This window comes from Streptomyces sp. NPDC038200, assembly GCF_055600785.1.
Map to the genome: position 1 here is coordinate 1,019,753 of NZ_JBVJYH010000001.1, position 20,575 is coordinate 1,040,327.

At 74.3% G+C, this 20,575-nt stretch carries 21 protein-coding genes; 11 read left to right on the top strand and 10 right to left on the bottom strand.

From position 1 onward, the window contains the following. The first annotated feature begins 78 nt into the window (after positions 1-78). On the top strand, positions 79-543 hold the full coding sequence (locus ACZ7KF_RS04305; RefSeq protein ID WP_471069296.1) for an ATP-binding protein: 465 nt from the start codon (positions 79-81) through the stop codon (positions 541-543). 60 nt (positions 544-603) lie between these two features. Here ACZ7KF_RS04305 and ACZ7KF_RS04310 read toward each other — a convergent pair whose 3' ends face one another. After that, positions 604-1,545: a DUF3027 domain-containing protein gene (locus ACZ7KF_RS04310; RefSeq protein WP_471069298.1), complete on the bottom strand. Its 942-nt coding sequence runs from the start codon at positions 1,543-1,545 to the stop codon at positions 604-606. A gap of 289 nt (positions 1,546-1,834) precedes the next feature. On the opposite strand from ACZ7KF_RS04310, the gene ACZ7KF_RS04315 reads away from it, so the two are divergent. From ACZ7KF_RS04315 to ACZ7KF_RS04330, 4 genes are all read left to right on the top strand, one after another. Then, the gene (locus ACZ7KF_RS04315; protein WP_471069300.1) at positions 1,835-3,232 is read left to right on the top strand and encodes an MFS transporter; all 1,398 of its coding nucleotides are present in this window, start codon (positions 1,835-1,837) and stop codon (positions 3,230-3,232) included. A gap of 132 nt (positions 3,233-3,364) precedes the next feature. Then, complete coding sequence (locus tag ACZ7KF_RS04320; protein WP_471069302.1) at positions 3,365-3,868, top strand: DUF2771 family protein; 504 nt, start codon at positions 3,365-3,367, stop codon at positions 3,866-3,868. Then, positions 3,835-4,587: a futalosine hydrolase gene (locus ACZ7KF_RS04325; RefSeq protein WP_471069304.1), complete on the top strand. Its 753-nt coding sequence runs from the start codon at positions 3,835-3,837 to the stop codon at positions 4,585-4,587. The genes ACZ7KF_RS04320 and ACZ7KF_RS04325 overlap by 34 nt, the downstream gene beginning before the upstream one ends. Further along, positions 4,577-5,425 (top strand): 1,4-dihydroxy-6-naphthoate synthase, encoded by an 849-nt coding sequence (locus ACZ7KF_RS04330; RefSeq protein ID WP_471069306.1) that lies wholly within the window; start codon positions 4,577-4,579, stop codon positions 5,423-5,425. The genes ACZ7KF_RS04325 and ACZ7KF_RS04330 overlap by 11 nt, the downstream gene beginning before the upstream one ends. 34 nt (positions 5,426-5,459) lie before the next feature. Here the strand turns inward: ACZ7KF_RS04330 and ACZ7KF_RS04335 are convergent, their stop codons facing one another. After that, entirely contained in the window at positions 5,460-5,843 is a 384-nt protein-coding gene (locus tag ACZ7KF_RS04335; protein ID WP_308406042.1) for a cold-shock protein, read from the bottom strand. A gap of 165 nt (positions 5,844-6,008) precedes the next feature. On the opposite strand from ACZ7KF_RS04335, the gene ACZ7KF_RS04340 reads away from it, so the two are divergent. After that, positions 6,009-6,272 carry a hypothetical protein gene (locus tag ACZ7KF_RS04340; protein WP_225824545.1) on the top strand — a complete coding sequence of 88 codons (264 nt, stop codon included), beginning with the start codon at positions 6,009-6,011 and terminating at the stop codon, positions 6,270-6,272. On the opposite strand, the gene ACZ7KF_RS04345 is transcribed toward ACZ7KF_RS04340, so the two are convergent. After that, positions 6,236-6,880 (bottom strand): HAD family hydrolase, encoded by a 645-nt coding sequence (locus ACZ7KF_RS04345; protein WP_471069308.1) that lies wholly within the window; start codon positions 6,878-6,880, stop codon positions 6,236-6,238. The genes ACZ7KF_RS04340 and ACZ7KF_RS04345 overlap by 37 nt on opposite strands. Before the next feature lie 224 nt (positions 6,881-7,104). Further along, entirely contained in the window at positions 7,105-8,136 is a 1,032-nt protein-coding gene (locus ACZ7KF_RS04350; protein WP_471069310.1) for a hypothetical protein, read from the bottom strand. A 98-nt stretch (positions 8,137-8,234) separates the two neighbouring features. On the opposite strand from ACZ7KF_RS04350, the gene ACZ7KF_RS04355 reads away from it, so the two are divergent. Further along, on the top strand, positions 8,235-10,889 hold the full coding sequence (locus tag ACZ7KF_RS04355; protein WP_471069312.1) for a helicase-associated domain-containing protein: 2,655 nt from the start codon (positions 8,235-8,237) through the stop codon (positions 10,887-10,889). Between the two features lie 25 nt (positions 10,890-10,914). On the opposite strand, the gene ACZ7KF_RS04360 is transcribed toward ACZ7KF_RS04355, so the two are convergent. Further along, positions 10,915-11,460: a hypothetical protein gene (locus ACZ7KF_RS04360; protein ID WP_471069314.1), complete on the bottom strand. Its 546-nt coding sequence runs from the start codon at positions 11,458-11,460 to the stop codon at positions 10,915-10,917. 1,029 nt (positions 11,461-12,489) lie between these two features. On the opposite strand from ACZ7KF_RS04360, the gene ACZ7KF_RS04365 reads away from it, so the two are divergent. The 3 genes from ACZ7KF_RS04365 to ACZ7KF_RS04375 all read left to right on the top strand — a co-directional run bounded on the left by ACZ7KF_RS04365 (position 12,490) and on the right by ACZ7KF_RS04375 (position 15,076). Beyond that, complete coding sequence (locus tag ACZ7KF_RS04365; RefSeq protein ID WP_471069316.1) at positions 12,490-13,149, top strand: RICIN domain-containing protein; 660 nt, start codon at positions 12,490-12,492, stop codon at positions 13,147-13,149. Between the two features lie 106 nt (positions 13,150-13,255). Further along, a complete protein-coding gene (locus ACZ7KF_RS04370; RefSeq protein ID WP_471069318.1) occupies positions 13,256-14,899 on the top strand; it encodes a DNA repair helicase XPB in 1,644 nt (547 codons plus the stop codon). A 30-nt stretch (positions 14,900-14,929) separates the two neighbouring features. Continuing rightward, positions 14,930-15,076, top strand: coding sequence for a hypothetical protein (locus tag ACZ7KF_RS04375; RefSeq protein ID WP_471069320.1), 147 nt, complete (start codon positions 14,930-14,932; stop codon positions 15,074-15,076). 14 nt (positions 15,077-15,090) lie between these two features. On the opposite strand, the gene ACZ7KF_RS04380 is transcribed toward ACZ7KF_RS04375, so the two are convergent. Together ACZ7KF_RS04380 and ACZ7KF_RS04385 are read right to left on the bottom strand one after the other, a co-directional pair. Next, entirely contained in the window at positions 15,091-15,753 is a 663-nt protein-coding gene (locus ACZ7KF_RS04380; protein ID WP_471069322.1) for a response regulator, read from the bottom strand. Further along, positions 15,750-16,898, bottom strand: a complete 1,149-nt coding sequence (locus tag ACZ7KF_RS04385; protein ID WP_471069324.1) for a sensor histidine kinase — start codon at positions 16,896-16,898, stop codon at positions 15,750-15,752. Before ACZ7KF_RS04385 ends, ACZ7KF_RS04380 begins: the two co-directional genes overlap by 4 nt. 231 nt (positions 16,899-17,129) lie before the next feature. Here ACZ7KF_RS04385 and ACZ7KF_RS04390 point away from each other — a divergent pair, with 231 nt between their 5' ends. Next, positions 17,130-18,635, top strand: a complete 1,506-nt coding sequence (locus tag ACZ7KF_RS04390) for an alpha/beta hydrolase family protein (protein WP_471069326.1) — start codon at positions 17,130-17,132, stop codon at positions 18,633-18,635. Positions 18,636-18,896: 261 nt separating this feature from the next. Here the strand turns inward: ACZ7KF_RS04390 and ACZ7KF_RS04395 are convergent, their stop codons facing one another. From ACZ7KF_RS04395 to ACZ7KF_RS04405, 3 genes are read right to left on the bottom strand one after another with little or no spacing between them, the layout of a single operon-like run. Further along, the gene (locus tag ACZ7KF_RS04395) at positions 18,897-19,226 is read right to left on the bottom strand and encodes a hypothetical protein (protein ID WP_471069328.1); all 330 of its coding nucleotides are present in this window, start codon (positions 19,224-19,226) and stop codon (positions 18,897-18,899) included. Then, complete coding sequence (locus tag ACZ7KF_RS04400) at positions 19,190-20,359, bottom strand: glycosyltransferase 87 family protein (protein WP_471069330.1); 1,170 nt, start codon at positions 20,357-20,359, stop codon at positions 19,190-19,192. The genes ACZ7KF_RS04395 and ACZ7KF_RS04400 overlap by 37 nt, the downstream gene beginning before the upstream one ends. Positions 20,360-20,377: 18 nt before the next feature. Continuing rightward, on the bottom strand, positions 20,378-20,560 hold the full coding sequence (locus ACZ7KF_RS04405; RefSeq protein ID WP_471069332.1) for a hypothetical protein: 183 nt from the start codon (positions 20,558-20,560) through the stop codon (positions 20,378-20,380). Positions 20,561-20,575 lie beyond the last annotated feature (15 nt).

Sequence of the window (20,575 nt, forward strand, 5' to 3'; positions counted from 1 at the left end):
GGACAATCCACGGACAGTGACCGTACGCAACCGTCCCGTCACTGTTCACAGGTAGCAGGCGCCGCCACTCTGAGTGATGTGAACGAGGAAATCTCCACCCCCATCCCCCACTTCACGGCGCGGCTCTCCCCCACGCCCCGAGGGGCCCGCCTGGCCCGGCTGCTGACCACGCAGCAACTGCGCTTATGGGGATGGCCCTTGGACCCGGCGGAGCTGATCGTGGCGGAACTCGCCGCCAACGCGGCCACGCACGGCCGGGTGTCCGGACGGGACTTCCGGCTGACGTTGTACGCCGTGGGCGACACCCTGCGGATCGAGGTGACCGACACACGCGGTGACCGGCCCCCCAGGCCGGGCCGCCCCGCACCGGACGCGGAGACCGGACGCGGGCTGTTCCTCGTGGACGCGCTCGCCGACCGCTGGGGCACCACGCCGGGGCTGCCGCCGCGCAAGACCGTGTGGGCGGAGGTCAGGCTCCAGGCCGTTCCGGCCGCGACGGCGGGTGTCCCGACGACGACGCCCCGCGCTCGGCCGTCCGGGTGAACCGGGGCGGGCGGGCGGCACCCCGCGCGGGGGCCCGCGCCCCGCCGGGACCCGGCGCCGCTACGAGTGCCCCAGGTCCGCCGTCTCGTCGTCGCCCGTGTCCGGGACCGAGCCCGAGTCGCGGGCCGGGCGGAGGGGGAACGCGTCGACCTTCATCTCGTCGATGACCGGCGTGGCCGGCTGCGGGGGCTTGGGCATGACCGCCGCCTCCGAGTGGCCGCCGCAGCCGTACGCGAAGGACACCACGCGGCCGTCGGCCGGCGAGAACTCGTTGGCGCAGATGCCGAAGGCCTGGCCGAGGGAGCCGCCGATGGGGGTGAGGAAGCCGCAGCTCATGCAGGTGGCCGGGGCCGCCTGGGCCATCGCGGTCTTGGGACCGAAGGCCTCTTCCCAGCGGTCGGCGGCGACGTGCAGGCCGTACCGGGACAGGACGCGGGCGCGGCGCATGCCGAGTTCCTCGGCGATCGAGGCGATCGAGCCGCGGGCCGGGGTCGTCGGCTGGACGGCGGGGGCGCCGGGGGTGACGTCGGCGTCCTCGGCCTCCGCCAGTTCGCGCATCTCCTCGGACACCACCGAGTGGGACACCACCGAGTTCGGCGGCGGCTCCTCCTCGCCCGTGTACCCGGGCTCCAGGCGCAGGTCGTCCTGGTCGGTGGGGAGCAGATCGCCGGGGCCGAGGTCGCCGGGGCGCAGGCGCTCGCTCCACGGGACCCACTCGGGGGCGAGGAGGGCGTCGGGGCCGGGCAGGAGGACCGCCTCGTCGACGGTGACGACCTTGGCGCGGGAGGCGCGGGCCACCGTCACGGCCCAGCGCCAGCCGCGATAGCCCAGTTCCCTGCACTCGAAGAAGTGCGTGACAACGCGGTCGCCCTCCGACACCAGGCCGGCGTGCTCGCCGACCACGCCGGGCGCGGCGGCCTCCTCGGCGGCGGCGCGGGCGAGGTCGACGGCCTCGGCGCACAGGCGGTCGGGGGTGCGGCTTCGCGTGGTCGCTGCGCTCACAGGTATCGCTTCTCTCCTACGCCGTCTCGTCGAGTGCGGCTGCCTCCGGCGGTTTCGCCTACGGAGCGGACCTGGGGACCGCATCGACGTCTGCATCCGCGCGCCCGGGCGCACCTCTGCCATCCATTCTGCGTTATGGCTGAGATAGGCACGCTACACCGGACGGGATTCGTGGATTTTCCCACCCGCCTTCCTGCCCGGCCCGCCGCGGGGCGAAGGCCCGGTGACGGAGGGCCGTACGCCGCCATACGCGCCGGATCCGCACTACGGAACCCGATCTCGGGGCACTATGAACGTCGTGGCAGCCGCGGACAGGGCGAATGGTCGGGGCGGTTCGGGCCGGGTGGGTGGTGCCGTCCGCGCGGTCGGCCGTGCCCTCCACTTTCCGGTCACGGGCGCGGCGCGGGGCATCCGCAAGGCCACGTACGCGCACGGCGCGGGCGAGTCGGGGCTGGGCAAGCTGATCGAGTTGCACGCGGTGAACGGGGCGGGGGACGTCATGGTCACCGTGGCGCTCGCGTCCACGGTGTTCTTCTCGGTGCCGACCGACGAGGCCCGCGGCCGGGTCGCGCTGTATCTCGCCATCACCATGGCGCCGTTCACGGTCCTCGCCCCCGTCATCGGGCCGCTGCTGGACCGGCTCCCGCACGGGCGGCGGGCCGCGATGGCCGCGGCGATGCTGGCGCGGGCGCTGCTGTCGCTGATCATCTCGGGGGCGGTGGCGAGCGGCAGCCTGGAGCTGTATCCGGCGGCACTGGGCGTGCTGGTGGCGTCCAAGGCGTACGGGGTGGTCCGCAGTGCGGTCGTCCCGCGGCTGCTGCCGCCACGGTTCTCGCTCGTGAAGGCCAATTCGCGGGTGACCCTGGCGGGCCTGCTGGCCACCGGAGCCGCCGCGCCGGTCGCGGCGGGCCTGCACACCGTGGGCGATCCATGGCCGCTCTACGGCGCCTTCGTGATCTTCGTTGCCGGGACGTTTCTGTCGTTCTCCCTGCCGCCCGGGGTGGACTCGGCCAAGGGCGAGGACCGGGCGCTGCTCGCGGCCGACGAACAGCATCTGCACGGGCCGTACCGGAAACGGGTCAAGCGGCCGGGACTGCGGACGGTCGGGCCCGCCGTCACGCACGCGCTCGGCGCCAACGCCGCCCTGCGCTGCCTGTCCGGCTTCCTGATCTTCTTCCTCGCCTTCCTGCTGCGCGAGCACCCGCTGGCCGGGCAGAGCGCGGCGGTGTCGCTGGGGATAGTGGGGGTCGCGGCGGGAGCGGGCAACGCCCTGGGCACGGCGGTGGGGGCCTGGCTCCGGTCCCGCGCTCCGGAGATCATCATCGTGGCCGTCGTCGCGGTGGTGCTCGGGACCGCCGTGGTCGCCGGGGCGTTCTTCGGGACGATCCTGGTGGCCTGTCTCGCGGCGGTCGCCGGGTTCGCGCAGGCGCTGGCCAAGCTGGCGCTGGACGCGCTGATCCAGCGGGACGTGCCGGAGCAGGTGCGGACCTCGGCGTTCGCCCGCTCGGAGACACTGCTGCAGATGGCGTGGGTGTTCGGCGGCGCGGTCGGCATCGTGATGCCGCTCAACGGCACGGTCGGGCTGCTCGTCGGCGCCGCGTTCGTGGCCGTCGGCTGGCTGACCACCCTCAAGGGGCTGCTCGCCTCGGCCCGGCACGGTGGCCGGTCGCGGCCCCGGGTGGCGTGACGCCGGCGCCCCCGACGCCGTCGTCACGATCGGCGCACCGCCCTCACCGCCCCGGGCACGCCTGGCGTAACGAACCGGGCACGCCGCACCCCACGTGGGCGGACGGCTCCGGGCGCCCGATAGCCTTCGGCCATGACCACGCTGCCCCGCGGCGAAGCCGCTGATGTACCCCGCGCCGTGCGACGCCGCCGCGCCGTCGCCGTCGCCGGCGCCGTTTCCGCCGGACTGCTCGTTCTGTCGGCCTGCGACAAGCCGTCTCCTGTCGCGACGATCACCGTCGGCGGGGACTCGGTCAACTCCGAGGCGCTCTGCTACAACGACGGCGAGACGCTGAACGCCGACTCGCTGAAGGACTGCGTCAAGAACGCCGGCGACGTGAAGTCGATCAAGGTCGGCCAGGACGAGACCGTCCGCATCGGCGTCGACCCGAAGATCGCGGACGCGGGCTGGGTCGTGCTGGTCAACGGCCGCCAGTTCACGGACTCCAGCAAGGAGACGTACCGCACGATCCCGAGCAGCGCGTTCTTCAACGTCCAGTACGGCACGCAGGGCGAGACCAACACGCTCGCGATCCAGATGGGCGAGAAGTCGAACAAGGGCGTGTGGTCGTTCAAGCTGAAGAAGGCGAAGGACTGACCACGCCGTCCGTCCCGGTTCTCGTCGCCACCGCGGTCCCCGTCGAGCGGGACGCGGTGGCCCGGGCGCTGCCCGCGCCGGCCGAGGAGACACGGCTGCCGGGCGCGACCCTGAGCCGTACCCCCGGTGGCTGGGACCTGCTCGCCGCCGGCGTCGGCCCGGCGCTCGCCGCCGCCCGCACCGCCGCCGCCCTCACCGCCGCCGCCCTGGCCGGCCGCCCCTACGGCCTGGTCGTCTCGGCCGGCATCGGCGGCGGCTTCCAGCCGGCGGCACCCGTCGGCTCGCTCGTCGTCGCCGACGCGATCACCGTGGCCGACCTGGGCGCCGAGACCGCCGACGGCTTCCTCCCGGTCACCGAACTCGGATTCGGGACCGTCACCCACCGGCCGCCGGAATCATCCGTACGTGTCGTGTCCGAGGCCACCGGCGCCCGTATCGGCACGATCCTGACCGTCTCCACGGTGACCGGCACCGCCGCCCGCGCCGCCGCCCTGCGCGACCGGCACCCCGGCGCGCTCGCCGAGGGCATGGAGGGGTTCGGGGTGGCCGAGGCGGCCGCCGCGCACGGCGTGCCCGTACTGGAGATCCGCGCGGTGTCCAACCCGGTCGGCCCGCGCGACCGCGCCGCCTGGCGCATCGGCGACGCCCTCGCCGCCCTCACCGAGGGCTTCGGGAAGCTCGCGCCCGCATTGGAGAGTTGGAACCCGCATGACCAGTGACGCGCTGCAGATCGCTTACTCGCCCTGCCCGAACGACACGTTCGTCTTCGACGCCCTCGCCCACGGCCGGCTCCCCGGCGCGCCCGCGCTGGACGTGACCTTCGCCGACATCGACCTCACCAACGGCATGGCCGAGCGCGGCGAGTTCGACGTGCTGAAGGTGTCGTACGCCGTCCTGCCGTACGTCCTCGACGAGTACGCGCTGCTGCCGTGCGGGGGCGCGCTGGGGCGGGGATGCGGACCGCTGGTCCTCACGCGGGAAGCGGAAGCCGATCTGACGGGCCGTACGGTCGCCGTGCCCAGCGAGAAGTCGACGGCCTACCTGCTGTTCCGTCTCTGGGCCGCGGACACGTTGCCGGGCGGGGTCGGCGAGATCGTGGTCATGCCGTTCCACGAGATCATGCCGGCCGTGCGGGACGGCAAGGTGGACGCGGGCCTGGTCATCCACGAGGCCCGGTTCACCTACCGGAACTACGGGCTGCACAAGCTCGCCGACATGGGCGAGCACTGGGAGCGGACCACCGGGCTGCCGATCCCGCTGGGTGCGATCATCGCCAAGCGCTCGCTGGGCGCCGAACGCCTCGGCGGGCTGGCCGACGCCGTCCGCGCCTCCGTGCGGGCCGCCTGGGACGACCCAGAGACCTCCCGGCCGTACGTCATGGCCCACGCCCAGGAGATGGACCCGGCCGTCGCCGACCAGCACATCGGTCTGTACGTCAACGAATTCACCGCCGACCTCGGCGAGGACGGCTATGCGGCGATCCGGGGGCTGCTCACCCGTGCGGCGGCCGAGGGGCTCGTACCGCCCCTCGGCCCGGATGCGCTCGCGTTTCCCTGACGGATTCCGCAAGGGGTCCGTCCGAGTCAGCGGCTCAGACGTCCAGCTGGTCGGCGACCGCCCGGAGCAGGCCGGCGATCTTCTTGCCGGAGGCCTTCTCCGGGTAGCGGCCCTTCTCCAGCATCGGCGTGATGTTCTCCAGAAGGGTCGTCAAATCCTGCACGATCGAGGCCAGCTCGTCCGGCTTCTTGCGCTGGGCGGCGGCGACCGACGGCGTCGGGTCGAGCACGATCACCGAAAGTGCCTGGTCACCGCGCTGACCGGCGACGACCCCGAACTCCACGCGCTGTCCCGGCTTGAGCGAATCGACTCCGTCGGGGAGAACCGAGGAATGGACGAAGACGTCACCGCCGTCGTCGCGGGAGAGAAAGCCGAAGCCCTTCTCGCTGTTGAACCACTTGACCTTGCCGGTAGGCACGTCTGTCCTCGTCCTCGTACTCGTCGGGAAAACTACTTCGGAAACGGCTCTTGATAGCACTAGAGCGGGTCCACCATGACCCGCCGCTACCAAGGCTAATGGTCTTGGGGCGGGTGACAAGACGTCCCCCGGTTGTTCTCTCGCGCAGGGAACTACCCTGGTCCGGTGCGTGACAAAACCCAAACGAATTCCGCCGCGCCCGGTGACCGACTGATCCGCGCCGGTGCCGTCGTCTTCTTCCTCGGGGCCGTGGCCACCCTCGTCACGGTGGCCCCGCTGTTCCTCGGAGCGAAGCCTTTTCCGACGTACATGTTCGGCCTGAGCATGCTCATGGCCGTCGGATTCCTCGTCGCCGGCGCGGGTGTCCTGCGGTCCGTCGCCGCCGGACGGCGTCAGTCGCGGAGCGCGGCCCCGGGCGCCTCCCGGTAGCCGGAGAGCCAGGCCGGGAAGCCGGACAGGTCGGCCAGGACGACGTCCGCGCCGGCCGCGTGCAGTTCGTCGGCCGGGCACGGGCCGGTCGCCACGGCGACCGAGAACGCACCGGCCGCGCGGGCCCCGCGCACGTCCCCGACGTGGTCGCCGACGTACACCCCGGCGCCGTACTCGCGCAGCGCCTGCGCCTTCTGCTCGGCCCACAGGTCGCCGACGACCACGTCCGGCTCGATGCCGAGGTGGGCCAGGTGCAGCTTGGCGTTCGGCTCGTACTTGGCCGTCACCACCATCGTCCGCCCGCCGGCCGCCCGCACCGCGTCGATCGCCTCGCGGGCGCCGTCCATGGCGGGCGTGGCGGCGATGGCTATCGAGGGGTACATCTCCCGGTACATGTCGGCCATCGCCGGCACCTGTCCGGCCGGGAACCAGTTGATCAGCTCCTCCGCCAGCGGCGGCCCGAGCCGGGTCACCGCCAGGTCCGCGTCGATGAACGTCCCGGTCCGCTCCGCCAGGGCCACGTAACAGGCGTGAATGCCGGGCCGGGAGTCGATGAGGGTCATGTCGAGGTCGAATCCGACGGTCAGGGTGGCAGCCATGGGGCACATTCTGCCGGGTACCTCCCGCGGCCGGACCGGGCGGGATCGCGCCATCGAGCGTGCGCCCGTCACCCGCCCACGGGCACGTCGTCGCGCAGTTCCCCGCGCCCGCAGCCGGACCGGACCCACACAACCCCCATCAGCACGACGCCCCGGAAGGGGCGCGGGGAACTGCGCGAACAGCCACGACGCACCCGCAGCCGGACACCCACCGCGACCGGCCCCCCGCGGCGCTACCCCTTCCGCTGTGAACGCCACACCAGGTACAGCGCCGAGGCCACCGCCGCCCCCCTGACGACCCAGGGCCACGTCTCCGCGACCGCGTCGTTCATGTGCCCCTGGGCGATCGGCTCGCCCCACCGCCCCTCGTTCCGCCCCCACAGCCACACCAGCCCGGCCGCCACCGCCGTCCCCGGCAGCACCAGCACCGCCCCCTTGGTCTCCGCGGGCGTCAGCCGCCGGGAGCCGTAGGCGATCGCCCAGCCCAGGAGCAGCGCGAACCAGTTGCCGAGGACGGCCCCGGCGGTGAGCGCGGCGGCCGCCAGCAACAGCAGGGGGTTGGACCAGCCGGGGCGCAGTCCGCGTGCGGGGGCGTCGCCCGGGGCGGCCTTCCGGGCCGGGCGCAGGCCGAGGAGGCGGCGGCGCGGAGCGGGCACGGGCGCCGGCGCGGTCTCGGCGAGGTCGGCCGCGGGCACGTCCTCCTCGGCGTCGGCCTGCCGCGGGGGCCGACGGAGCAGCTCGGGAATCTCCACACCGCCGACGAACCCCGGCACCGGATCGGTCTCCCCCAGCGGGCTGCCGGCGCCCGTGCGCCACCAGTCGGGCGATGCCGCACCGTCCCCCAGCTCGTGCGCCGGGGCGAGGTGCGGCGGGGACGCCGCGTCCCGCGGGGCGGACGGCTCCGGCTCGGCGGCGCGCGGGCGCGGTACGACCCGGCGCAGCCCCTTCGGCCGCTCCTGCTCCACCGGCTCCGACGTGAGCCGGGCGGACGCGGGCTGCGCCGGCACGGCGGCGGCCGGGGACTGCGGGACACCGCCGGTGCCGCCCGCCGCCTCCACCACCTCGTCCGGGGTGCCCAGCCGGTCCAGGATCCGGCGCACGGCGACGGGCGAGTCCACCGTCGCCTTCGCCCGGCTCCGGTCGATCTCGTTCCGCAGCTCCGACACGAGCCGCATCCGCGTCGCCGACGGCAGCTGCCGCTGCTGGGCGACGTCTCCGACGCGGCTCAGATACTCGTAGACGACCTGGTCGCTCTCGATCCCCACGGAACCCCTCCGGGGTGCGCCGACTGAAACCCCGGGAGGGACGGTACCGCTTCTTTCCGGCTGCCCCCGGCTCATCGATGTCCGCTACCGTTGGCCGGATGAGCCCCGAGGCCCACCCAGCCCCTCGGTCCCTCGCGGAGGCGCTCCGCGCGCGGGACGACGCCTCCCTGTCCGCGCTGCTGCGCAGCCGCCCGGACCTCGTCACCCCCGTCCCCACCGACCTCACCCAGCTCGCCACCCGCGCCGGCACCCGCGCCTCGGTGCTGCGCGCCCTGGAGCGGCTGGACCGTTTCGCGCTGCAGACGGCGGAGGCCCTGGCCGTGGCCCCGGACCCGGCGTCGTACGACACCCTGCTCGGTCTGATGGCCGGTGACGCGGGGGACGAGACCGTCGCCGAGGCGCTGCCGCGGGCCCTCGGCACGCTGCGCGAGCAGGCGCTGGTGTGGGGCGAGGACGACCGGCTGCGGCTGGTGCGGACCGCCCGCGAGCTGCTCGCCCCGTCGCCGCAGCATCCGTCCCCGACGGGGCTCGGGCCCACCGTGCAGGAGGCCACCTCGGGCATGTCGCCGGGGCGGATCCAGGAGATCGTGACGACGGCCGGGCTGCCCTCCACGCACGACTCGGTGTCCGCCATGACCGCGCTGACCGCGCTGTTCACGCACCGCAAGAAGATGGCGAAGCTGCTCGCCGGGGCCCCGGAGCCCGCCCGCGAGGTGCTGTCCCGGCTCGTGTGGGGGCCGCCGTACGGGCAGGTCACCGCCGATCCGGCGGCGCATCTGCGCTGGCTGCTGGACCGCGGCCTGCTGCTGCCGACCTCCCCCGGCACGGTCGTCCTGCCCCGCGAGGTCGCCCTGCATCTGCGTGCGGGCCGCGCCCACCGCGCGCCCGAGCCGCTGCCGCCCGCCGTGACGCCGGCGGCCACCCACAGCCCGCAGGTGGTGGACGCCACCGCGGCCGCGCAGGCGTACACCGCGCTGGCCACGGTGGAGGAGCTGCTGAAGGACTGGGACGAGGGCGGCCCGGCGGTGCTGCGGGCCGGCGGGCTGAGCGTCCGCGACCTGAAGCGGACCGCCGTCGCACTGGACGTGTCCGAGCCGGTGGCCGCCTTCTGGACCGAGCTGGCCTACGCCGCCGGCCTGATCGCCTCCGACGGGGAGGCGGACGAGCGGTACGCGGCCACCCCCGCCTACGACGAGTGGCTGGAGCAGCCGCCGGCCGAGCGCTGGTCGCGGCTCGCCCGGACGTGGTTGGCGGCCACCCGCACCCCGGGGCTCGTCGGCGGCCGGGACACCAAGGACCGCGCCCTGGCGGCGCTCGGCCCGGGGCTCGACCGGTCCGCCGCGCCCGAGGTACGGCACCGGGTGCTGGCCCTGCTGGCCGGGCTGCCGCAGGGCGGGGCCCCGGACACCGAGTCGGTGCTGGCCCGGCTGCGCTGGGAACGGCCGCTGCGCGGCGTCCAGCGGGACGGCGAGGACGATCTGCGGTCCCGGCTGGCCCGCTGGACCCTGTCGGAGGCGGAGCTGCTGGGCGTGACCGGGCGGGGGGCGCTGTCGGCACACGGGCGCGCGCTGCTGGGGGCACCGCCCGCCGCGGGCCCGCGCGCCGTGAAGTCCGGCGGGTCCGGCGCCCCGAAACCCGGCACGCCGGCCACCGCGGCCCCGGCCCCCGGCACACCGGCAACGGCAGTCGCCGCGGCCGGCGCGTCCGCCTCCGCGTCCGGGACCGCGGCGGACACCGGTCCCGGTGACAAGCTGCCGGTGCACCATCACCGGCCGCCCGGCCGGCTCGCGCCGCTCTCCCCCGCCGAGCAGGCACTCGCGACCGCCGCCGCGGCCCGGCTGCTGGCCCCGCTGCTGCCCGAGCCCCTGGACCACGTCCTGCTCCAGGCCGACCTGACGGCGGTCGCGCCCGGCCCGCTGCAACGTCCGCTCGCGGACATGCTGGGCGTGCTCGCGGACGTGGAGTCCAAGGGCGGCGCGACCGTGTACCGGTTCACCCCGGCGTCCGTCCGCCGTGCCCTGGACTCCGGCCGGACCGCCACCGACCTGCACGCCTTCCTGACCGAGCACTCCCGCACACCCGTTCCGCAGCCGCTCGCCTACCTGATCGACGACGTGGCCCGCAAGCACGGCCACCTGCGGGTCGGCGCGGCCTCGGCGTACGTGCGCTGCGACGACGACACCCTGCTGAACGAGATCCTCGCCGACAAGCGCGCCGCCGCCCTCCGGCTGCGCCGGCTGGCCCCGACCGTGCTGGCCGCCCCGACCGATCCGGCGACGCTGCTGGAGGGACTGCGCGCGATGGGGTACGCGCCCGCCGCCGAGTCCGCCGAGGGCGATGTGCTGATCGCCCGGGCCCACGCTCACCGCAGCCCGCCGCGCACCGCGCCCGAACCGGTGCCGGACGGGCCGCCGCCGCCCGACACCACGCTGCTCGCGGCGGCGGTCCGCGCGATCCGGGCCGGTGACCTGGCCGCCACCGCCCCGCGCAAGACGGTCGGGGAGCCCCCGGCGGGCGGCGAACTGCCCCGGACCTCCTCCGCCGAGACCCTGGCCACCATGCAAGCGGCCGTCCTGACCGGCGACTCCGTGTGGATCGGCTACGTCAACGCCGAGGGCTCCGCCAGCCAGCGGGTCATCGCCCCGATCCGGGTGGAGGGCGGCTTCGTGACGGCGTACGACCATACGGCGGACGAGGTGCGGACGTACCCGCTGCACCGGATCACGGGCGTCGCGGAGCTGGCGGACGACTGAGGTGGTCCCGGCCGCCGCCGGCCGCTCAGCAGTCCCCGACCGGAGCGTCCGGGGGCAGCTCGAAGTGGGCGCGGGCGGCGGCCTCCAGGTCGGTGGACGACGCCCAGTCGTCGGGGCCGGGCTCGGCGAAGAAGCTGAAGTGGTCCTCCACCCACTTCCCGGACCCCTCGCCGTCCGGTCCCTCCTCCCGCGCCACCACGCGGTAGCCGCCGTCCGCGTCCACGTCCCGCCGCAAGCGCACCACCTGCGGGACCTCGGCGCCGGAGCACTCCACCAGGGCGCCCTCGCGCACCCCGTACTCCCGGCACGACGTGGTCACGCCCGCCCGCACCACCCCGTGGTGCTCGTCCAGGTCCCGTGCCTCGGCCCGGCAGAACCACCGCGCCCGCAGGGCCGGCTGCGTCTCCCCGTACCCGCTGCCCTTCGAGTCGGCCACCAGCCGCGCCTCGATCACCGGCCGCACCTGGCCCCACAGCCGGGTGTCGACCTGCCCCGGCCCCATCACCCAGGTGCCGGTGACCACCAGCGTCACCACGGCTCCCCCGCCGATGCCCCACCTGCCAGCCGACATGCCGTGCCCTCCTGACCGCGCCGCGTGCCCGCGCCGCTCCCGCCGGTCAAGACTCCCGGCGGGGCGCGGTGGTTGCGCGCCGCCCGCCACCCCCTTCCGTGGAGGGGCCGCCCGGACAGGCCGCTGACCAGGCCGGACAGGGGCCGCCTGTCCCGGACACGTCCCGGACACCGCACCCCCTTGCTCGCCCCGGACCGCTTCGGCCAGCCTTTCGGTCCAGCGGCCGGACCCGCCTCGGGACCGGCATCGAGCCGACGCGAAGGAGGCACGGTATGCCCGCAGCGACGCGGCCAGGGCCACGGCCGTCGCGGGGGCCGCCCCGGGCGGGTCTCCGGCCACGTTGACCGGAAAGGGTTTTGTTCCATGGCGGGCCCCGCAACAACGATGGGGGCCATGGATCAGAGAGCGCTTGCGCTGCGGCAGTTACGGACCGCGGCGGACCTCAACGCCGAGCTGCGTGAGCTGAAGGCCCGCTCCCGGCTGACCTACCGGCAGCTGGAGCAGCGCGCCGCCCGCAACGGTGAGCTGCTGCCGCGCAGCACACTGGCCGACGTCCTGCGCAACGGCTCCCTGCCCCGGCAGGAACTGCTGACGGCGTTCGTCCGCGCGTGCGGGGAGGGCGCCTACGCGGACGACTGGCTGGCCGCACGGCAGCGCGTCACGGAGCCACCGGGTCCGGTAGCGGATTCGGGGGCGGGATCGGGGTCGGGTCCCCGGTCGGGTCCGGGGGCGGAATCGGGGTCGGGATCGGAATCGGGATTGGGATCGGATCCGGGATCGGGATCGGATCCGGGATCTGAACCGGGGGCGTCGGGGGGTTCGGAGGGGGCGGGGGCCGCCGGGGGTTCGGGGGGCTCCGGGAGCCCTGGGGTCACGGGGGGCTCCAGGGATTCCGGGGGCTCCGGGGCTTCCGAGGCTTCTGATGCTTCTGAGGACTTGGGGGGCTTCGGGGGCTTCGGGGGCTTCGGGGGCTCAGGGGTCGGTCGAGGCGCCGGAGTCGTCGGGGGTGGCGGGGGCGGGGGGTCGGGGATGCGGGTGTCAGGGGCGTGGTGGCGGGTCGTGCGGGGGCGGCGGGGGCGGGGGCTCGCCGGGGTTCTTCTCGTCGTCGTCGTGGTGGTCGCCGTCGCCTGGTCCCTGCGCGACTCCGGGAGCACGGGCGAGGACGGGGACACCGCCACGTCGGGGCCGGCGGGCGCGTCCGCGCCGCTGCCGGGCGGGCAGGTCCTGCTCCGGCCGCTCGGCTCCCCCGGCCTGTGCGTGACGGACGGAAACGTCGCGGACGGGCGGTACCACTCCCTCGTCGCCGTGCAGCGCCCCTGCGAGGACACGGCTCCGCAGACCACCACCCTGGATCCGCTGGGCAAGGACGCCTACCGGATCGCCTGGCACCACCCCGACCACGGCAAGGGCTGCCTGAAGGCGCTCACCTCCGGTCCGGGCGCGGGGCTGCTCGAACCGTGGAACGCCTGTGCGCAGACCACGGTCTTCCACTTCGTCCCCGCCAAGCCCGCGAAGGCCGAGAAGGCGGGGAAGTCGGAGAAGTCCGTCGGCCGGACCTATCTGATCCAGGTCGGCGGCGGGAAGTGCGTGGGCATCAGGGCCGCGAGCGCCGCCGCGGGCGCGGAGGCCGTCGTGGAACCCTGCACGGGCGCGGACGCCCAGCTCTTCCTCGTCGAAGCCGCGCTGTGAGCCCGCCCCGCGCGGCCCGGAGTGCCACCTGACCTCGGCCCTGCCGGCAATCCCGCACAATGAGGCACACTGGACGTTTGGCCGTTGTGGAAAGGGTGTGCCGCGCGTGAATGGTCCACTGATCGTCCAGTCCGACAAGACCCTGCTCCTGGAAGTCGACCACGAGCGGGCCGACGACTGCCGGCGGGCCATCGCGCCCTTCGCCGAGCTGGAGCGGGCACCCGAGCACATCCACACCTACCGCGTCACCCCGCTCGGTCTGTGGAACGCGCGAGCCGCCGGGCACGACGCCGAGCAGGTCGTGGACGCCCTCGTGCAGTACAGCCGCTACCCCGTGCCGCACGCCCTGCTCGTGGACATCGCCGAGACGATGGACCGCTACGGCCGCCTGACCCTCAGCAAGCACCCCACGCACGGACTGGTCCTCACCACCACCGACCGGCCGGTGCTGGAGGAGGTGCTGAAGTCCAAGCGGATCACTCCGCTGGTGGGTGCCCGCATCGACCCGGACACCGTGGCCGTGCACCCGTCCGAGCGCGGGCAGATCAAGCAGATGCTGCTGAAGCTGGGCTGGCCGGCCGAGGACCTCGCCGGGTACGTCGACGGTGAGGCGCACCCGATCGAGCTGCTGGAGGACAGCTGGACGCTGCGCCCCTACCAGAAGCAGGCCGTGGAGAACTTCTGGCACGGCGGCAGCGGCGTCGTCGTGCTGCCCTGCGGCGCCGGGAAGACGCTGGTCGGAGCCGGGTCGATGGCCCAGGCGAAGTCGACCACGCTGATCCTCGTCACGAACACCGTCTCCGCCCGGCAGTGGAAGCACGAGCTGGTGAAGCGGACCTCGCTGACCGAGGACGAGATCGGCGAGTACAGCGGGACGAAGAAGGAGATCCGGCCGGTCACCATCGCCACCTACCAGGTGCTGACGACCAAGCGGAAGGGTGTCTACCCGCACCTGGAGTTGTTCGACTCCCGGGACTGGGGGCTGATCGTCTACGACGAGGTGCACCTGCTGCCCGCGCCGGTCTTCAAGTTCACCGCCGACCTCCAGGCCCGCCGCCGGCTGGGGCTGACGGCCACCCTGGTGCGCGAGGACGGCCGCGAGTCGGACGTGTTCTCCCTCATCGGGCCCAAGCGGTTCGACGCCCCCTGGAAGGAGATCGAGGCGCAGGGCTACATCGCGCCCGCCGACTGCGTCGAGGTCCGGGTCAACCTCACCGACTCCGAGCGGCTGGCGTACGCGACGGCCGAGGCCGAGGAGAAGTACCGCTTCTGCGCGACCACCGCCACCAAGCGGAAGGTCACCGAGGCGATCGTCCGCCGCTTCGCCGGCCAGCAGATCCTCGTCATCGGCCAGTACATCGACCAGCTGGACGAGCTGGGTGAGCATCTGGACGCCCCGGTGATCAAGGGCGAGACGTCCAACGCGCAGCGCGAGAAGCTCTTCGACGCGTTCCGCGAGGGCGAGATCAGCGTGCTGGTGGTGTCGAAGGTGGCCAACTTCTCCATCGACCTGCCCGAGGCCACGGTCGCCATCCAGGTGTCGGGCACCTTCGGTTCCCGGCAGGAGGAGGCCCAGCGGCTCGGCCGGGTGCTGCGCCCCAAGGCCGACGGCCACCAGGCCCACTTCTACTCGGTCGTCGCCCGCGACACCATCGACCAGGACTTCGCCGCCCACCGGCAGCGCTTCCTGGCCGAGCAGGGCTACGCCTACCGCATCATGGACGCGGACGACATCCTGGCGGAGAGCTAGGAGCTGTCCCTCCGATCATGTAACCGTCGTGTGATCTGCTCGTTCTTCCCGGTCGAGGGCGACCACCGCAGCGACTCCGCGGACTCCGGCCACCACCGCAACAGCCCCACCGGCGGCGCCGTCCCCGTCGATGACGTGGTCGGCCCGGTCCAAGCCGTGGTCCGGCCGCTGTGCTGAGTCCTCGGCCGGCGTCAGGCCGGGGGGACCAGGCGGTTCTCGTGGGCGAAGACCACGGCCTGGATCCGGTCGCGGAGTTCCAGCTTGAGCAGGATCCGCCCCAGATGGGACTTCACGGTCGCCTCCGCGAGGTACAGGGCGGACGCGATCTCGGCGTTGGACAGGCCGCGGCCGACCTCGACGAGCACCTCGCGCTCCCGGGCGCTGAGCCGGTCCAGCCGCTCGTCGCGGACGGCGGTGCCCCCGCCGGCCAGGTGCGGACGGAAGTCCTCCAGCAGGCGCCGGGTGATCCGCGGGGAGAGCACCGCGTCGCCCGCCGCGACGTTCCGGATCGCGGTGAGCAGCTCCTCGGGCCGGGTGTTCTTCAGCAGGAAGCCCGAGGCCCCGGCGCCGAGCGCGGCGAAGGCGTACGCGTCCAGGTCGAAGGTGGTCAGGATCAGCACCTTGCTCCCCGGGGAGACCTCGACGACCTGCCGGGTCGCCTCGATCCCGTCCGTCCCGGGCATCCGAACGTCCATCAGTACGACGTCGGGCCGCAGCTCCCGGGAGAGGCGGACGGCCTGGGCGCCGTCTGCGGCCTCGCCGACCGGCGCCATGTCGGGCTGGGCCTCCAGGACCGTGCCGAAGGCCATCCGGAGCAGCGCCTCGTCGTCGGCGATCACGATGCGGATCGTCATACGGCGCCCGTCCCGCCGCTGTCGAGCAGGAGCCGGGTCCGCACACCCCAGCCGCCGCCCGGAAGCGGTCCGGCCCACAGCGTCCCCCCGTAGGCGGCCGCGCGCTCGCGCATGCCGGGGATGCCGTGACCGGACGGTGCGGCGGCGGGAAGCGCCGGCCGGGGGCCGCTGTCGGTGACCTCCACGCCGACGCTCCCGGCCGAGCACTCGACCAGGACCGTCGCGCGGGTGCCGGCGGGGGTGTGCTTGAGGGTGTTGGTCAACGCTTCCTGCACCAGGCGGTAGACGGTGAGTTGTGCGGTGGCCGGCACATGCGCGTGGCCGCCGCGGACCTCCAGGCCGGTCGGCAGCCCGGCGACGGCCATCTGGTCGGCGAGCGCCTCCAACTGGGCGATGCCGGGCAGCGGGTGGCGCTCGGCGTCCGGCTCGTCGGACCGCAGGACGCCGAGCGAGCGCCGCATGTCGGTGAGGGCCTGCCGGCCCGTCTCGGAGATCTGCAGCATCGCGGCGGTGGCCCGGTCCGGGGACCTGTGCTGCGCGTACACGGCGGCGTCGGTGAGCGCGACCATGACGGACAGGTTGTGGGTGACGATGTCGTGCATCTCGCGGGTGATCCGGGCCCGCTCCTCGGCGACGGCCAGCAGCGCCTGCTGCTCCTGGTGCAGCGCCAGCCGTCCGGCCCGCTCCTGTACGGCGGCGAGGTAGGCCCGGCCGGTCCGCACGTTCACCCCGAGGACGGCGGCGGCGACCACCGTCGCGGTGAGCGCGACGAACGGGGTCGGGAACGCGCCGTTCGGTGCCCAGCGCAGGCAGGCCAGCACGGCCCCGCCCTCCACGACGGCGGCGGCGAGCAGCGTGCCGCGCCGGCCCGTGTGCGCGGCCGCCGTGTACAGGGCCACCAGCAGGGCGATGTCCGCGGGCAGTTGGACGTCCACCAGCCACTGGACGAAGGCCGCGGCCACGACGGCGGCGAACACCGCGAGCGGGGCCCGGCGCCGCCCCACCAGGGGCAGCGCCAGGGCGGCGGTGAGCGCCACCGCCACCGGCAGCTCCCGGGCCGGGTACGTGGTCAGGACGTTGAGCAGGAGCAGCGCCGGCAGCACCGAGTCCCCCACCAGGGCTGGCACCCGGTCCCGGTGGCGCACCGTCACACCTCTCCGCCGATCGGTCGTCGTGACGGCCCGGCCGGGGCCGCCACCGCGTACAGCCGCAGCGTAGGCCGCGGGTCCGCGCCGCACATGAGCCCGGCGTCGGAGCGCAATGTGCCGGGGTACGACCACAGGAGGAGACCCGCCACCTCCCGCGGTCGCAGGCCGGCCGCCGATCCGGGGTGCCCGGTTGCCACTCCGGTCGCAGTCGGCGGCGCCCCGGGGCCGATGCGGCGGCGCGGGCCCGGTGCCGAGCATGGCCGGGTGACCGAAACCATCCCGGGCCTGTTCCTGTCCCTTCCGGAAGTCCTCGTCCTGCTGGGCGCCGTCGCGCTGCTGGTGGCGCGCTGGCTCCCCCCGGCCGCCCGCCGGCCCGTCACCGTCGTGGCGGGGGCGGCCCTCGTACCGTCGGCGATCGTGCTGGGCATCGCGGGGATCCGCTGGCAGATGCTGCCGGTCCTGGTCGGCGCCGCCGTCGCCTCGGCGTTCGCCCTCCCGCCCCTGCTGCGGCGCGGTGCGGGCCGACCCGCGTGGCGGGCCCGCTGGTGGCTGGCCCTGCCGGGATCGCTGGCCTGCGCCGGCCTGATCGCCACCGGCCCGGTAGCCGCCTGGGCTTTCCCCGTGCCCGTCTTCCCCGAGCCGACAGGCGCCTTCGCGGTCGGCACCCGGGTGGTGCAGTGGACCGACCCGCTCCGCCCGGAGGGCTTCACCGCCGATCCGGACGACCGGCGCACGGTCGTGGTGCAGCTCTGGTACCCGGCGCAGAAGAGCCCTGCGGGCGTCCCTCGGGCCCAGTACCTGGGACGCACGGAGGGCGAGGCGCGGACCGTCTCCGAGGCCCTCGCCGACGGGGTCGGCCTGCCCGGTTTCCTGGTCGACGGCGTCCCGAGGGCCCGCAGCCGCGCGGTCGTCGACGCCCCGGTGGCCGGCGGGGGAGAGCGGTTCCCGGTCGTCCTCTTCTCCCCGGGGTCGGGCGGGGTGCGGTTCCAGAACACCGCCTGGGCGGAGGAGCTGGCCAGCCACGGCTACCTGGTCGCCGCCCTCGACCACCCGTACGACTCCGCCGTCGTCGTCCTCGCCGACGGCCGCACGATCCGCGCCACCACCGCCTCCTCCGGGGACCGCGACAAGGACGAGGAGCTGGCCGCCGGCTGGACCGCCGTTCGGGCCGCCGACCTCGGCTTCGTCCTCTCCCAGCTGGAGCGACTGGACCGCGGTGAGACCGCCGACCCGCTGACCGGACGCCTGGACACCGGCCGCGCCGCGGTGGCCGGCCACTCCCTGGGCGGAGCCGCCGCCCTCCAGGCGGCCCGGCAGGACCGCCGGTTCGACGCCGTCGTCGACCTGGACGGCTACCCCCACGGCCCCACCGCGCCCGCCCTCGAGCAGCCGGCGCTCGCGCTCACCCAGGAGATCACCGCCGGCACCGACCCGCGCTACCTGCCCCGGCTGACCGAGGCCCTCGAGCACAGCACCGCGAAGAGCTACCGGCTCACCGTCCCCGGCGCCGGGCACCTCACCTTCACGGACGGCCCGCTCTACCTGCCGCCGGTGCCCTCGATCGTCGGCACCCTGGGCCGCACCGAGAGCCCGCGCGTCGTCGCCGCGGCCACCCTCGCCTTTCTGGACGCCACTCTGCGAGGCCGCCCCGGCGACCCGGCCGACACCCTCCGGGCCTACGGCACGGTCTCATCCTCATCAGGGGCTCGGAGAACTGCGACGCCGACTCCGTGATCGGCCTTACGCGCGTGTTCGGCCACCCCCCGGGGTCGGCCTCGCAGTCCCCCGAGCCCCGGAGCTGTCGGGTCGATCATGTAACCGTCGTTTGACCTGCTTGTTCTTCCCGGTGTGGGGCGGGGAGAACGCGGTGATCCGTCGGACGCGGAGTGGGAGCGGAGTGGGAACGGTTACGGCCGTTCCTTCCGGGGCCTGGCAGTGTCGCGGCCGACAAGGCCCTCCCGCGCCGTCGGGCCGGGAGGGCCGTGAGGGTACGGCCTAGAAGAAGGCGTGCTCCTCCATCCAGCCCTTGGTCTTGCCGGACTTGCCGTAGAACCAGGAGCCGCTCTTCGCGGTGCAGTACACCCGCACGTTGCTGCCCGCGAAGACGGACTTCTTCACCTTGGACTTGAAGCTGGGGCTGGTGTACATGTCGGCGTGGTCCCACTGGACGACCTGCAGGGTGCGGTCCTTGATGTTCTTGGTGCAGGCGGAGGAGCCGACGGCAGAGGCGCTGGGCGCGGCCAGGACGGTGGCGCCGAGGGCGAGGGCGGTGACCGCGGTCAGACCGCTCACCGCCTTGCGGATCGAGTGCGTCGAGACAGGCATGCTGGTTTCCCCGTTTGCTCGGTCGAAAGGATCGGACAACGGCTGATCATGCTGTCATACGAGATGAGCAGCCCGAGCGGCAGGAGGCAGTAAGCGGCTGCCAACGGCTGCTGCCACCACGGCAGTTCCAGGTCCAGGTCGCCCTCGTGGGGCACCAGCCACATCGTGCGGGCGGTGAAGACGACGGCCACCAGCGCGGCCGTGCGCGTGCGGCCCTCGGCCCACAGCACCGCGAGCAGCGGGACGCACCACACCCAGTGGTGGGTCCAGCTGATGGGGCAGACCAGCAGGGCCGTGAACGCGGCCAGCAGGATGCCGTGACTCTCCCGGCGGGCCCGGCCCGCCAGCCCGAGGCCCACCACCGCGACCACCGCCGCCGGCAGCGCCCAGGCGAGGCCCGGCGCGGGATCGTGCAGCGCCCGCGCGACGAGGCCCTGGAGGGACTGGTTGTCCACGATCCACGCCTTGCCCACCCGGCCGGTCTCGTACAGCCGCCGGGTCCAGAAGTCCGTGCTCGCGGCCGGGAGCAGCAGGAACCCGAGCAGGGCCGTGGCCGCGAAGCCGGTCGCCGCCGTGGCCGCCTGCCGGGTGCGCCCGCGCAGGAGCAGATAGACCACGAAGACGGCCGGCGTGAGCTTGATCCCGGTCGCGACGCCGACGGCCAGGCCGTGGGCGCGGGCGCCGGCCGGGCGGGTCAGGTCCCACAGGGCGAGGCAGGCGACGGCCAGGTTGATCTGGCCGTACAGGAGTGTCTGGAAGACCGGCTCCAGCCAGACGGCGAGGGCGGTGGCGGCGCAGAGCAGGGGCAGGGGCGGGGTGCGGGACGCCAGGCGGGCGGAGAGGGCGACCAGGAGGGCGAGCAGGAGCGCGTTGCCCGCCAGGAAGGCCGCCTTCAGAGCCGGCACGGGGAGCCAGGCCGCCGGGACGAACAGGATCGCCGCGAAGGGCGGGTAGGTCGCCGGGAGGTGCCACGCGGTGACGGTGAAGCCGTACAGGTCGGTGCCGTGGGCCACGGCCGCGCCCTCGGCGCGGTAGACGAGAAGGTCGGCCATGGGTGCGCCGCGCAGGACGCACAGCGTGACGAAGGAGGCGAGGGAGAGGGCGAGAAGGAGCAGGGCCGTCCGTTTCCGCACGGACGTGACCCTATGCGGTCACCTGCGGTGTACGCCCGCCTCCTCGCCGTACTCGCCGAGGATGAGGACGCCGAACGCGGCCTCCACGAACACCTTGACGGCGCGCAGGGCGTTGCCCAGCGGGTGGTGATGCGGGCCGTCCACGGCCGTGGCACCGGACGGGGGGCGGACAGGAGCTGGAGTGAGGGTTGCTGCGCTCATGCCTCCATGGTGGAA

What these genes read in the sequence shown, in the direction of transcription:
- ACZ7KF_RS04320 (WP_471069302.1), top strand. Translation starts at nt 3,365, where the DNA reads ATGACCACGCTGCCCCGCGGCGAAGCCGCTGATGTACCCCGCGCCGTG.
- ACZ7KF_RS04390 (WP_471069326.1), top strand. Translation starts at nt 17,130, where the DNA reads ATGCGGCGGCGCGGGCCCGGTGCCGAGCATGGCCGGGTGACCGAAACC.
- ACZ7KF_RS04355 (WP_471069312.1), top strand. Translation starts at nt 8,235, where the DNA reads ATGAGCCCCGAGGCCCACCCAGCCCCTCGGTCCCTCGCGGAGGCGCTC.
- ACZ7KF_RS04315 (WP_471069300.1), top strand. Translation starts at nt 1,835, where the DNA reads ATGAACGTCGTGGCAGCCGCGGACAGGGCGAATGGTCGGGGCGGTTCG.
- ACZ7KF_RS04360 (WP_471069314.1), bottom strand. Translation starts at nt 11,460, where the DNA reads ATGTCGGCTGGCAGGTGGGGCATCGGCGGGGGAGCCGTGGTGACGCTG.
- ACZ7KF_RS04395 (WP_471069328.1), bottom strand. Translation starts at nt 19,226, where the DNA reads ATGCCTGTCTCGACGCACTCGATCCGCAAGGCGGTGAGCGGTCTGACC.
- ACZ7KF_RS04345 (WP_471069308.1), bottom strand. Translation starts at nt 6,880, where the DNA reads ATGTGCCCCATGGCTGCCACCCTGACCGTCGGATTCGACCTCGACATG.
- ACZ7KF_RS04365 (WP_471069316.1), top strand. Translation starts at nt 12,490, where the DNA reads ATGCGGGTGTCAGGGGCGTGGTGGCGGGTCGTGCGGGGGCGGCGGGGG.
- ACZ7KF_RS04380 (WP_471069322.1), bottom strand. Translation starts at nt 15,753, where the DNA reads ATGACGATCCGCATCGTGATCGCCGACGACGAGGCGCTGCTCCGGATG.
- ACZ7KF_RS04405 (WP_471069332.1), bottom strand. Translation starts at nt 20,560, where the DNA reads ATGAGCGCAGCAACCCTCACTCCAGCTCCTGTCCGCCCCCCGTCCGGT.
- ACZ7KF_RS04330 (WP_471069306.1), top strand. Translation starts at nt 4,577, where the DNA reads ATGACCAGTGACGCGCTGCAGATCGCTTACTCGCCCTGCCCGAACGAC.